12 protein-coding genes and 1 other RNA gene are annotated in these 12,107 nt (G+C 41.2%); 1 reads left to right on the top strand and 12 read right to left on the bottom strand.

Annotated elements, in window-relative coordinates; translation table 11 throughout:
• Position 1 precedes the first annotated feature (1 nt).
• The gene (locus IT6_RS09045; RefSeq protein WP_134439319.1) at positions 2–1,729 is read right to left on the bottom strand and encodes an NADPH-dependent assimilatory sulfite reductase hemoprotein subunit; all 1,728 of its coding nucleotides are present in this window, start codon (positions 1,727–1,729) and stop codon (positions 2–4) included.
• A 332-nt stretch (positions 1,730–2,061) separates the two neighbouring features.
• Positions 2,062–2,508 (bottom strand): universal stress protein, encoded by a 447-nt coding sequence (locus tag IT6_RS09050; RefSeq protein ID WP_134439320.1) that lies wholly within the window; start codon positions 2,506–2,508, stop codon positions 2,062–2,064.
• 85 nt (positions 2,509–2,593) lie between these two features.
• Here IT6_RS09050 and IT6_RS09055 point away from each other — a divergent pair, with 85 nt between their 5' ends.
• Entirely contained in the window at positions 2,594–3,175 is a 582-nt protein-coding gene (locus IT6_RS09055) for a thioredoxin family protein (protein ID WP_134439321.1), read from the top strand.
• 48 nt (positions 3,176–3,223) lie between these two features.
• On the opposite strand, the gene IT6_RS09060 is transcribed toward IT6_RS09055, so the two are convergent.
• The 10 genes from IT6_RS09060 to IT6_RS09105 form a co-directional block, all read right to left on the bottom strand.
• Positions 3,224–3,541 (bottom strand): hypothetical protein, encoded by a 318-nt coding sequence (locus IT6_RS09060; protein WP_206826179.1) that lies wholly within the window; start codon positions 3,539–3,541, stop codon positions 3,224–3,226.
• A 64-nt stretch (positions 3,542–3,605) separates the two neighbouring features.
• The gene (recR, locus tag IT6_RS09065) at positions 3,606–4,205 is read right to left on the bottom strand and encodes a recombination mediator RecR (protein ID WP_206826181.1); all 600 of its coding nucleotides are present in this window, start codon (positions 4,203–4,205) and stop codon (positions 3,606–3,608) included.
• Between the two features lie 17 nt (positions 4,206–4,222).
• Positions 4,223–4,531 carry a YbaB/EbfC family nucleoid-associated protein gene (locus tag IT6_RS09070; protein WP_134439324.1) on the bottom strand — a complete coding sequence of 103 codons (309 nt, stop codon included), beginning with the start codon at positions 4,529–4,531 and terminating at the stop codon, positions 4,223–4,225.
• The gene (gene dnaX, locus IT6_RS09075; RefSeq protein WP_206826183.1) at positions 4,528–6,318 is read right to left on the bottom strand and encodes a DNA polymerase III subunit gamma/tau; all 1,791 of its coding nucleotides are present in this window, start codon (positions 6,316–6,318) and stop codon (positions 4,528–4,530) included. The genes IT6_RS09070 and dnaX overlap by 4 nt, the downstream gene beginning before the upstream one ends.
• A 12-nt stretch (positions 6,319–6,330) precedes the next feature.
• Positions 6,331–6,425, bottom strand: an RNA gene (gene ffs / locus IT6_RS09080) — signal recognition particle sRNA small type.
• 262 nt (positions 6,426–6,687) lie between these two features.
• Complete coding sequence (locus tag IT6_RS09085) at positions 6,688–7,107, bottom strand: hypothetical protein (RefSeq protein ID WP_134439326.1); 420 nt, start codon at positions 7,105–7,107, stop codon at positions 6,688–6,690.
• Positions 7,108–7,204: 97 nt separating this feature from the next.
• Positions 7,205–9,415, bottom strand: a complete 2,211-nt coding sequence (locus IT6_RS10535) for a serine hydroxymethyltransferase (protein WP_206826184.1) — start codon at positions 9,413–9,415, stop codon at positions 7,205–7,207.
• A 314-nt stretch (positions 9,416–9,729) separates the two neighbouring features.
• Positions 9,730–10,566 (bottom strand): acetyl-CoA carboxylase, carboxyltransferase subunit beta, encoded by an 837-nt coding sequence (gene accD / locus IT6_RS09095; RefSeq protein WP_206826185.1) that lies wholly within the window; start codon positions 10,564–10,566, stop codon positions 9,730–9,732.
• Positions 10,567–10,598: 32 nt separating this feature from the next.
• Complete coding sequence (locus IT6_RS09100; RefSeq protein ID WP_242524203.1) at positions 10,599–11,267, bottom strand: ComF family protein; 669 nt, start codon at positions 11,265–11,267, stop codon at positions 10,599–10,601.
• A complete protein-coding gene (locus IT6_RS09105) occupies positions 11,234–12,088 on the bottom strand; it encodes a CPBP family intramembrane glutamic endopeptidase (RefSeq protein ID WP_134439330.1) in 855 nt (284 codons plus the stop codon). The genes IT6_RS09100 and IT6_RS09105 overlap by 34 nt, the downstream gene beginning before the upstream one ends.
• Positions 12,089–12,107: the final 19 nt, after the last annotated feature.

The following is a 12,107-nucleotide window of genomic DNA, read 5'->3' on the forward strand; positions in this document are numbered from 1 at the left end:
TTTAAGTCGAATTTTTCGCCTGCAAAGAGAGCTGTTCTTGATGAAATTGTTGAGGTGTTGACTCTTCACAGCCAGGATTAATTCTTTGCCAATACTGGCTAAAAGATTCTTCAGGTCTTCTATTTTGAACAAAATCTTCCAGATACTCTCGGACAACTGAAGGAATATCGGCAAGTTCAACAACCCTTTTTTGTAAACTTGCAAGTCGATCGCCCGCTATCGATCCACCAACATAAAGCGCATAGCGGTTAGGGGCTCTCCCGACGAATGCGATATCTGCATTGTAAGGTCTTGAGCAACCGTTGGGACAACCACTCATCCGAATAAGGATTTCTTCTTTGCTTAGACCTAACTCAACAAGAATTTCTTCTATTTTATCCATGATCTGGGGAAAGACCCTTTCACTTTCCGCAAGGGCAAGACCGCAGGTAGGAAGAGCTACACAGGCATGAGCAACGTTCCGTGCAACGGTCTTCAAAGACACTGGAAAGAGACGGTTTTGTACAAGCAGGCGATTGATATGTTCTTTTTTATCTTCATCGATATCACATAAAAGAATGTTGGCATTAGGGGTCAGGCGAATCGAAGGTTGGTAATCTTGAATAAGATTCCGAAGAATACTTCTCAAAGGCAAAGAAGGAAAATCTCCGATGCGGCCATTTTCAACTCGTATGCCCAGAAAATATTTTCCATCTCCTTGAGAATGCCAACCCAGTCTATCGGAAACACTGGAGAAAGAAAAGGGTTTGGGCTCTTCGGGAACAAAGGAAAGCCGACTGCATACTTCTGAGCGAAACCAATCTATTCCCCGTTCGTCGATGAGATACTTGAGCCTTGCTCTTTTCCGATCTTCCCTATTGCCAAAATCTCTCTGGGTTTGGACTATAGCGATAGCCGTTTCAGATAACTTTTCCAGGGGTATAAAAAAGAGGGGAACAGCTAGTTTTGGGTATGTTTTGACTATCCCATGGGTCATTCCATGGCTTCCGCCAACCAAAACCGTAAAGCCCTCGATTTTATTAGCTGAAACATGGGTTACAAATCCAAGGTCTTGAGAATAAATATCCACATCATTATGGGGAGGAATGACAAAGCCGATTTTAAATTTCCGGGGAAGATAGACCTTCCCATATATTGGTTCCTCTTCAAGCTGGTTTTCATTTTCCAGCCCATATTCAACAGGAATACTGTTAATCCAGATTTCAGTGTAAGCCTTGCTTTTGGAAAGAAAAAGATTGCTAATAGACAACGCAATCTGTTGAATCTGATCATGCACGCCATCTTTTATTGGAGAAGGAGAAGCGACAACATTTCTCACTATATCTCCACAAGCTCCCCAGGTATGTATTCCTGAACCGATAATCGAAGAAATGCATCGACGCAATCCTCCAAAAACAACCCCATGAAGCTGAATCCCTTGCCTGGTTGTGATTCTCAAAGTACCATTGCCTACCGCATCACTCAACTTGTCCAATGAAAGATATTGGGAAGCACTTAAGGCTCCTCCAGGACACTTGGTCCGAACCATAAAGATCCATGCCTTGTCCAGTCCCTGCTTTTTTCTTTCGTTTCTTAAATCCCTGTTGTCCTGCTGATAACATCCATGGAATTTAAGGACTTGGGCATCCTCTTCTGAAAAATGGGTCTCCGATGCTTTTTTAAGAGTTTCTAAAATGGCTCCACGAAGAGATCGGCTCTTTTCCTTTATGTGTTCGATTGGAGATGGCATATATATTCCCTATAGATAATATAGGAAAATAATATAATTTTTTTAAAATAAAAGAAAAAAAAGCATTGGCAGGTATAAATTCTTTGAGTTTGGATAGCTCTAAAAAAGGATTACTCTTTAAAAAAATTTTGAAATGCTTGAGACTAAGCCTTTGCAAGGATAGTTTGGCAAGTTAAGACTTAGGATCAGATATAAAAATAAGATAGAGGCAGTTTTTCTCCTCTCTCAGGAAGCTAGAACCAAAGGAATTGGTCCTTGGAAATGGAAAATAATTTTTTTTGATATTAATTGAAAGGCTAAGAAGAAGGATAAGGCTTTTTTCTTTTATTCTATTAGTGTTCAGGGGAAGGATGACGGGCGATAAGCACTGAACAGCTTGCTTCTTCAGTCACCCGAGCAGCCGTGCTGCCTAGTGCTCTTCCTAGTGCACCTGAATAGCCACTATGACCAAGAATGATCAGGTCATAATGGTTTTCGTTTGCACAGTAGACTATTTCCAGGGCAGGATGTCCATACCTTTTGTAAAATTCGCTCACTTTCAGTCCCCATTTCTTTTCGGCTTCTTCAATGTCTTTTTTGATTTCTTTAAAAAAAGTCTTTTCTCCTTCTTCTTCCTCCTCGTGTTCAATGACCAACGTTATCGCGTAATAGGGGATGGGAGGAACGACCCAAATGATACCCACTTTACAATCAAGAGTTTTTGCTAAATAAAAACCTTCTTCAATAGCTAATTTTGCCCCTTTAGAACGGTCATAGGCAATAAGTATTTTTGAGTACATATTAGAGGTGAGTTCGTTATTTACTTTTATAGTTTATTTCACAATCATAGTTTAAAGAAAATAAAGAAAAAAACGGAGAAATTTTATGGCTGTTCCCTCGGTAATGCTTCCACTAGGCACAAAAGCTCCTGGGTTTAGTTTGCCTGATGCTCGAAGCGGAAAAATTTATTCTTTGGATGATTTCAAAGATTTTCCGGCTTTATTGGTTATGTTTATTTGCAACCACTGTCCTTATGTTAAACATATTCAACAACATTTAGTCCAGACTATTTCCAAGTATCAAAAAGAGGGATTAGCGGCGGTGGCTATTAATTCTAACGATGTCCAGCGATATCCCGATGACAGCCCGGAAAAAATGAAAGAGATAGCCATTAAGTATGGGTATCCTTTCCCTTATCTTTTTGATGAAACCCAAGAAACGGCTAAAGCCTATAGGGCAGCTTGTACGCCTGACTTCTTTCTTTTTGACGGGGAACGACTGCTAGTTTATAGAGGTCGTTATGATGAAAGCAGGCCAAATAGTGGAATAACCGTTACGGGTAGCGACCTTTGCCGTGCTATTGAAGCTGTCCTCAAAGGTGAAAAAGTTGATCCTGATCAGAAGCCAAGCATCGGCTGTAGTCTTAAATGGAAACCGGGTAATGAACCTTCATGGTGGAACTTTTAGGAGCCTTTTGGCTAATTTTGATGGGAGGTTTGAGTCAGAAACTTTTAGTCAATTTTTAAGTTTATTTTCCTTGCTTGATAATTTTTTTTGTCCATTTTTCAAAGAATTGCCCTTTGATTTTTTTTGGTTAACCGCCGTCTTTATTAGATCGTTTTTCTTTTCAGAATGATTCGATGCCCTCATAAGGGGTTGAACATAGACTTTGCCTTTGGGAAGATGACTGGGGTTATTCTTTTCCACGTTTTTTACAGCATGAGGATTAAGAATCGTTACCCGGTGGCCTTTGGAAGTCTCTACAAGCAAAGCCTGGCTAGAAATGGGAATCAATAGAAAGTAGACAAACAACGATGATTTTACACCCTTCATCTCTTAAGAAAACTTTTACGAAAATGAATTTTTTTTAGCAATGAAATATTGGGTTAGGGTAAACTTAAAGTTCTCTTCTTCCTGATAAAGCGTAACTAAGAGTGATGCTATCGGCATATTCAAGCCCGCTTCCTGCAGGAAGTCCCATCGCTAAGGAGGAGACCTTGATAGCTCTTTTTTTCAGAACCTGTCCTATGTATAACGCTGTGGCTTCGGCTTCTGCATCAGTCCCAAAGGCTAAAATAATTTCCTTTGGTTTTTCCTCATCCACGCGTTGAAGGAGCTGGGCAAGGGGGAGGTCTTCAGGGTCATGGCCTTCGAGAGGAGAGATCTTTTTCCCAAGGACATGATATAGCCCGCGAAAAGCTCCTGTTCTTTCAATTTTCAATACATCGATAGGATGAATAACAAGGCAAAAGCAGTGTTTATCCCGGGAATTATCCTGGCAAATCGAACAGAGCCGATCTTCGGCATAAAATCCACATCGTGGACAGAGCTTGATTTTTGTCCCTATTTCATTTAAAAATAAAACCAGCCTTTGCTTTGTTCCTTTCGTTTCCTCCAACAAATAGAGGGCTATTCTTTCGGCAGAACGGGGTCCAATGCCTGGCAGTTCTTTTAAAGATTGAATAAGGTTTTGGATTGAAGGAGGAAAATCGATCATTTTTGATTGCAACTCTTTTAGAACATTCCCGGAATGCCTAGATTCCCACCAAGCTTTTGAAACTGGCTTTGGGAAGCTTCCTTGGCTTTTTCTTGGGCAGCCTGAACCGCAACGACAATCAGATCTTCAATCATGTCATTATCTTTGGAATCGAGCAATTGGGGATCTACAGTGATTTTTAAAAGAACACCTTCTCCATTAACAACCGCTTTGACTTTGCCTCCCCCACTTTCACCTTCGAAAGAGAGTGCAGCTATCTGTTCTTGGATCTTTTTGGCTTCCTCTTGTAACTTTTGTGCTTGTTTGAGTATCTTGTTAATGTTCACGGGATTCCTTCGTCTTTTCGATTTTCTATGTTTGAAATCCTACCCTTGAACAGCTCAAGGGCATCTTTTATTAAAGGATCATTTTTAAGGGCAGTTTCGTCAATAGGGAAATTGTTGGATATATTTTTTTTGTTCTGAGTCGAGTAACTTTTTCTTTTACTTTGAGTTGAGCTTTCGGTTTTAGCGGGTTGGGTTGAATTGAAATGGAGAGGATAGAAGGAAAGCTTTTTATCAAAAACTTTTTTTACTTCTTGAGCCAGTAAATTTTGAAAGGGAGAGACCAGTTTTGAGAAATCTTGCTGCGTCATCTCATATTGAATGATGAGTTCCTCTGAACGAAGTTCATAAAAGTGAAGCTTCTCAGCAATAGGTTTAAATTCCGCCATTTCTTCAGAAACCGATTTAACGATCTTATTCCACTGTTCTATAGGAGATATTGAAGATTGAGGCTCAGCGGGTAAAACGACATCTTGCTCTTTTTTTTGGACATCGATTTCAGCAATGGGACTTGTTACAGATTGTTTTTCGGTGCTAGAAGAAGAGTGGTTATCTTTGTGGGCTGAAGGATTAACAGCTTGGGAAAGATTTTTCTCCTCTTGGGCAGCCAAGAGAGGAGAAGAAAGGGGCTCTTTTTCTTTGGTTAAACTTTCTTTAATCTCTCCAGATGTCCTCCATTGAGCTAAAAGTTCTTCTAAGCCAACTTTTTCTTTGAGCTGGGAAAGTTCAAGAATAGCGATTTCAAACAAAACTTCTTTGTGAAGGGCATAACGCAGCTTGTTTTCCCAGCCGTCTAGAGCATCAAGCAGGTTGATCACGAAAGGAACTGAAAGCTGTTTTGAAATGAATTGAACCCTATCCAGCTCTTCAGGGTCAAGCTCAAGCCTTACCGTTTCAACTGAAGCCATAAAAAGAGCGATATTATGAAGCAGGTTTCGGAATTCACGAACTAAAGAGATGGGATCTTTGCCTGATTCGAGAAGAGTATGAGCTTCTTTTAATGCTTGGAGGCTATCCCCCCTGTTGAGGTGGGACAGTAGACAACACAAAGAGTCTAATCCTACCAAACCAAACATTTCCTGAACGCAAGATTGATCAATCTTTTCTCCATAAAAACTGATTAATTGATCCAGGGCTACCTCGGCATCACGAAGAGCTCCTTCGCTTATATCAGCAATGACTTCAAGAGCTTTGCGATCCGCTTCGATGTTTTCCTGCAGGCATATTTTTTGAAGATGATCGACAATGAGCCTTCGAGGAATGCGTTTGAAATGAAATCTCTGGCATCTGGAAGTAACCGTAGAGGGAATCTTGTAGGGTTCGGTCGTGGCAAAAATGAATTTGACGTGTTCGGGAGGTTCTTCAAGAATTTTAAGAAGGGCGTTGAAGGCTGCCTGGGTGAGCATGTGGACTTCATCTATAATATATATTTTGTAACGGGATTGGACGGGAAGAGATTTAGCCGCTTCCCGAAGATCTCTGACTTGATCCACCCCATTGTTTGATGCCCCATCAATTTCAATGCAATCAAAAGACCGACCTGCATCGATATCCATGCAAATTGGATCTTCAGGATCAAAATCGGCATTGGGTCCACCCGTGCAGTTAAGGGATTTGGCCAGAATTCTGGCAATGGTTGTCTTGCCCGTTCCCCTAGGCCCGGAAAAAAGATAGGCATGAGCTACTCTTCCGAGCTGAATAGCGTTTTTTAATGTCCTGACTACATGCTCTTGCCCAACAACTTCGGAAAAGACTCTTGGACGATATTTCCTGCTAAAAACCTGATACATGTGCGTGTGTGAAAAGGCCAAGGACAGTAACAGGAAAGGTCAAGTTACCGTTGCTTCCTTTCGGACCTGGCGGGGTTAGCTCGCCTCTGCCTTTACTGTCCCTGGTTATTGAATATTATTCGAATTTCTTTCTCACTGCAAAGAAAGAAAATAAACTATTGTTCAAAATCCATCAGGCTTATTCATTCCAGCCCAAGGGTAGGGATAAACCCGCTCTTTTCCCATTGAAGCTTGAGCCATCTAGCTTTATCGATCCAATCCAAAGCTCTGTGCTTCACAGGCTAGGCTAATGGCCAACTTGGCTATAAACTCATCATAGCCTTAGGCCTGGTTTTAAGCTCAGTGTGCAATCTACACACAACCAGCTTTTTAGGGATTTTGAGGCTCGGAAGGAACCTCAGGTTGAATCTCGGTCTTCTGTTTTACCTCTTTTTCCACATTTGTAGCTTCTTTTTCTGCCGCCGTAGCCTCTTTTTTCTCTTCCTGCTGAATGGATTGAGTTGGAGAGGGAGCCTGGGGTTGATTTTGTTCTTCAGACTGGGAGGAAGGAGCCGGTGGGTTTTCTTCTTTTTGTTTTGGAGCTGAAAACTCTGGTGAAGGAGGAGCAGGTTCTGGAGAAGAAGACTCGGCCGAAGGAGCTTCTTCTTTTTTCTTGTCATTTCCTCCATCTCCGCTCTTGGCTGTAGGCTTACATCCAGCTAAAAATGAAAGGAACAACAGGGGTAACAAAAGTTTTTTCCAATGTCGATAATAACCATTGAGTTTTAAATACTTGTTTAATTTACGCATGAGATTCCCTTTTTGGGGTTAAATTTTGGCATCCATTTAATAAAAGTAAATATTAATATGTCAACTCCAGATCTTTGATGAATTGCATAAATAGTTGTTATTTATCAAAAGGGAGTGGAAAACTGCTGGTCAGTTCTAGAACCGATTGCCTTATTTTTTCAAGGGTTTGAGGATCATTGCGGTGTGTCAAAGCCTGGTGAATCCATGAAGCGATATCAAACATTTCGTTTTCTTTCATCCCACGAGTAGTTACAGCTGGAGAACCTATACGGATCCCTCCTCCTTGGTAGGGAGGTATTGTGTCAAAAGGTAAAGTATTTTTATTAACAGTAATCCCTACGCGATCGAGGATATCCTGTGCTTCTTTACCTGTGATACCCATAGGTCTCAAGTCAACAAGCATAAGATGATTTTCTGTTCCTCCAGCTATAAGGCGGTAACCATTTTTCTTCATGCCTTCTGCAAGGGCTTTCGCGTTTTTGAGCACCTGTTTCTGGTATTCAACAAACGAATCCTGGAGAGCTTCGTGAAAACATACCGCTTTAGCCGCAATGACATGAACAAGGGGACCGCCTTGAATACCTGGGAAAATTTGGCTGTCGATTTCCTTCGCATATTTTGCTTTACAGAAAATCACTCCTCCCCGTGGTCCACGTAATGTCTTATGTGTAGTTGTCGTAACGAAGTCCGCATAGGGGATTGGAGAAGGATGAAGGCCTGTGGCAACAAGTCCTGCTATATGAGCCATATCGACCATGAGATAGGCACCTACGGAGTCTGCGATAGCTTTTAATCTCGGGAAATCAATAATGACAGGATAAGCTGAAGCCCCAGCAACCAACATCCTAGGTCGATGCTCTTTTACCGCTGTTTCAAGGCTGTCGTAGTCGATTCTTTCATCTTTGGGACTGACTCCATAATGAATAACATTGTAGAACCTGCCCGAAAAATTCATTTTAAACCCGTGTGTCAGATGCCCTCCATGACTAAGGTCCATGCTCATGATGGTCTCGAAGGGCTTGAGCATCGCAAAGTAAACTGCCATATTAGCTTGGGAACCTGAATGGGGCTGAACATTAACATGCTCAGCTTTGAAAAGTTCCTTTGCCCTTTCTATGGCCAGCGATTCAATTTCGTCGACATTTTCGCATCCTCCATACCATCGGCGGCCTGGGTAACCTTCGGCATATTTGTTGGTCAGACAACTGCCCTGGGCTTCCATTACCGCAGGACTGGCAAAATTTTCAGAAGCGATCAGTTCCAGATTTTGTTTTTGTCTTTGTGCTTCTTTTTTAATCAAAAAAAAGATTTTTGGATCAACCAAAGATAAAGCCGTAGAAGATTGATAAGGAATGTGCATAGAAGGATAGGTTAATGGTTCGGTTTTTAAAGTATTTTGTTTATGAGACAACTTTTCATAAAAAGTTTCAAGCCAAGCTTCCAAAATTGGGGGAAGATCTTCTGCCCTGATATACCGGCTTCCCAGGCATAAAACATTACAGTTTAATTCATTTCTTGCAATCTGAATATCAGTTAAAGAAGAGACACGAACTGCCCGGATTTGAGGAATTTTATTGGCAGCGATTTCCATTTCTATGCCATGTTTAGAAAAGAGGATACCGGTAGAAAAAGGGGTTTCAAGAAGTTCAAGGGCCATTCTTTCGATTATTGCAGAGATATCCATGGGATTCTCGACCTCGATATCTTCCAAGGGAATCTGCCATCGGAAAAGGATAGCTCGACAAGCGTTTTTGAGCTCAGCTCCGTTCGGATCAGAGCCAAGAAATACACGAAGATTATTTCTATCCAGGCTTTTCCCTTCAGAAAGGGAGAATTCGGGTTGGGAAGGGGAAGAATTCAACACAAAAGATAAAATTTTGGGCATGACCTGTCTCATCTGATCCCGGCAAAGCTTGTAAAGTTCAATGGAGCCGCCTATGGGATCGGGAATTTCTCTTGCCATAATCGGTAAGTCCTGGGCAAATTCAAGAAGGAGAAATATCTTGTCTCCAGCATCGGGATAAAGGAGAAGAAGGGAGTCGAGATGAGAATAACTCATGCAAAAAATGAAATCAGCTTTCCTAATTAATTCTGAATTGACGGGCTTACTCCGTATGTGAGAGATGTCTATGCCTATTTCAGCCATCACTTCTATGGCATGTGGACTTGGAGGAAGGCCACTAACTGCTCCAATACCGGCAGAATCAACCTGGATATCCTTATTACCTTGGATCAAAGACTCAAAAAGCCCTTTAGCCATAGGACTCCTGCAGATGTTACCGGTACATACAAACAAAATATTTTTCATCCTTGGGTTTTTCTAAATCTTATTCTTTAGTTTCAACTCAATTGTTCTCAAAAAAAAATTTTCATCCCTTTCAATTACTTAGAAAAAGCGGATTAGAAAAATAGGTCTTTTAGAACTCAATGATTGACAAAAGAATCTTCCTTAGTTTATGATAAAAACTCAAATTCACTTTCAATCAAAGAAACATTGATAACTTAAAATTTCAAGAAACTTTCTTCTTATAAAAATCAAAAACCAGTTGACCCTAAAAAGCTAAAGGAGAATTGCCGTCTGTTTGCCGAAGATCTCGCCTCCTTTCATTGGAAAAGAAAATATTACTTTAAAAAATAGAGGAGTTGTTTAAGGGTTGACCGAAGTTCCTTCCTATGGACGATCTTGTCGATAAGACCTTTTTCTAACAGGAATTCTGCCGTTTGAAATCCTGGAGGAAGATCTTGTTGCGTTGTTTCTTTGATCACTCGACTTCCTGCAAACCCGATCATCGCTTTAGGTTCAGCAAGGATTATATCTCCCAGTGAAGCAAAGCTAGCGATGACCCCAGCCATAGTGGGATTGGTTAAGATAGATATATAAGGGATCCGGGCTTGGGATAGTCGGTGTAAGGCTGCAGCAGTTTTAGCCATCTGCATGAGACTGAACATTCCTTCATACATCCGTGCTCCTCCAGAAGCGCAAATAATGATGAGGGGAATTTTTGAGCTGAGTGATCTTTCAATTGCCCGGGTTATTTTCTCTCCAACAACACTGCCCATGCTTCCCCCAAGAAAACTGAAATCCATGACACAGAGTGAAATGGGGATAGATCCAAGGGTACAACTTCCACAGACAACCGCTTCATTCAGTGCAGTTTTATTACGGTAATAATCGAGCCGTTCTTGATAGCTTTTTTCCCCATCGAATCCGAGGATATCGATAGAATATAAATTCTGGTCGTGTTCGATGAAACTATCCCTGTCAGCAATATAGCCGATGCGTTCAGTAGCCTTGATGGGAAAATGGTGTTGACAGTACTGACAGACTGATTGATTCAGCTCCAGTTCTTTTGTATAGAGGAAACGGTTACAACCGGGGCATTTGGTCCATAATCCTTCTGGGATATCCAGCATTTTTTCTCCCGATGGAATTTGGGGCTTGTTTTCCTTGTTAATCATTTTTGAGCGCTTTTTTGTACAGTTTTCTCCATTTAGCTCCGGGCAATGGTCAAAACCGCTATTTCTTTTGCCCCACCCCAATTTTTAAGCATAACAGCACATTCGTGGACAGTTGCCGTTGTAGTAATAATGTCGTCTATAATTAACAGGTTTTTGCCCTTCAAGTCAAAACCCCTTTTCAGCTTAAAAGCTCCTTTAAGGTTTAGAGTTCTCTCCATGAATGTAAGGGCTGATTGTTGCTCGGTTGGTTTTATTCTTTTTAAAGCGGGAAGATAAGCCAGTTTTTGATGTTTGCTAAGAAATTGGGCCAGTTCTTCAGCAATGTTAAACCCTCTTTGCCTGAACTGGATGGGATGGATGGGAACCGGAACAACCCCATGACAAGGCCATCCTCCGATATATTTCCGGTAAGCTTTCTCCAACCATTCTTCGAGCAGGGGGATCAAATGATATTTTTGATCATATTTGACCCAATGGATCACTTTGCGGACAAGACCGCAGAAAACGAATCCCGATCTTGCAAAGAGAAAAGCCCTTGGATAAGCGATGCAATTATTACAGTAGTGGGAGTAAACTAACCCCTGTTGAAAGGGTTTAGAGCAACGGAAACAGAAGGGAGGATCGAGAGAAACGATGGGCAGATCGGGTAGTTCAGCTGGAGGATAGACTAGAGCAAGAAAACTCTGCGTTCCTTTTGCCATCTCCCAGAGGAATTTAACCAGAATATCCATAAAATGGTACAAAAGAAAGCCAGCAGCAGGGCTTCCTTAGGATCGCCTAACCATCGCTCGGGATCTATCCAGCATTGAATATGGACGAAAAAAACTATCCCGCCATGAACTCCGATTGCTCTCCATAAGTTTTTATCCTTTATATAAACAACTCCAAGAATCAGGCCAAGCAAAAACAACACCAATCCTTTTATAGAAAACCATTCGAGATCAAAGAAGGGTTTAACCATTGTCTGTAATAAAAGAAAACCACTATAGGGAAGAGGGGTGATGTCGGAAAAATTGTTGGGTTGGACGTTCAAAAAATGAGAAAAAGAATACAGGGCCGAACTCAAAAAAAGGGCGGGGATATCTCCAGTGGATCTCGAAATAACTCCTAAAAGGATACCTCTCATTAATATTTCTTCAATTATAGCGACTGAAGCCGCTTTGAATAAAATTTTGATAATTTCAGTTGGCAAAACAAACGTTGGACAGGGAAAAGTGGGTTTTTTCTCAAAAATTGCTGGTTCTATAGCCACAGAACCCACCGTAATGAGTATGGATAAGCCGATGCCATAAAAAAGGGCTTTAAAGAAAGGTTTTTTAAACCCTATGTCAGACCAGTGAAAAAGTCCTAGTTTTTTCCTGAAAATCAAAATCGAGCCCAGCAGCAAGACTTCAACAAGGCGGTGATACAAACGAAGGAAAGAAAAGTGTCCGAAGTAAGGACTGAGTAAAAAATAACTGATTGGACTTAAGGCTGCCGAGAGCAGGAAAGAAAAAAGAATAAGGATCAATAGAACAAACACCGATAATAGGGTAAAGACA

The sequence above is a fragment of the Methylacidiphilum caldifontis genome, from assembly GCF_017310505.1.
Lineage (GTDB): Bacteria > Verrucomicrobiota > Verrucomicrobiia > Methylacidiphilales > Methylacidiphilaceae > Methylacidiphilum > Methylacidiphilum caldifontis.

Coding starts and splice junctions, on each gene's coding strand:
- IT6_RS09045 (WP_134439319.1), bottom strand. CDS start 1,729: ATGCCATCTCCAATCGAACACATAAAGGAAAAGAGCCGATCTCTTCGT.
- IT6_RS09050 (WP_134439320.1), bottom strand. CDS start 2,508: ATGTACTCAAAAATACTTATTGCCTATGACCGTTCTAAAGGGGCAAAA.
- IT6_RS09055 (WP_134439321.1), top strand. CDS start 2,594: ATGGCTGTTCCCTCGGTAATGCTTCCACTAGGCACAAAAGCTCCTGGG.
- IT6_RS09060 (WP_206826179.1), bottom strand. CDS start 3,541: ATGAAGGGTGTAAAATCATCGTTGTTTGTCTACTTTCTATTGATTCCC.
- recR (WP_206826181.1), bottom strand. CDS start 4,205: ATGATCGATTTTCCTCCTTCAATCCAAAACCTTATTCAATCTTTAAAA.
- dnaX (WP_206826183.1), bottom strand. CDS start 6,318: ATGTATCAGGTTTTTAGCAGGAAATATCGTCCAAGAGTCTTTTCCGAA.
- IT6_RS09085 (WP_134439326.1), bottom strand. CDS start 7,107: ATGCGTAAATTAAACAAGTATTTAAAACTCAATGGTTATTATCGACAT.
- IT6_RS10535 (WP_206826184.1), bottom strand. CDS start 9,415: ATGAAAAATATTTTGTTTGTATGTACCGGTAACATCTGCAGGAGTCCT.
- accD (WP_206826185.1), bottom strand. CDS start 10,566: ATGATTAACAAGGAAAACAAGCCCCAAATTCCATCGGGAGAAAAAATG.
- IT6_RS09100 (WP_242524203.1), bottom strand. CDS start 11,267: ATGGCAAAAGGAACGCAGAGTTTTCTTGCTCTAGTCTATCCTCCAGCT.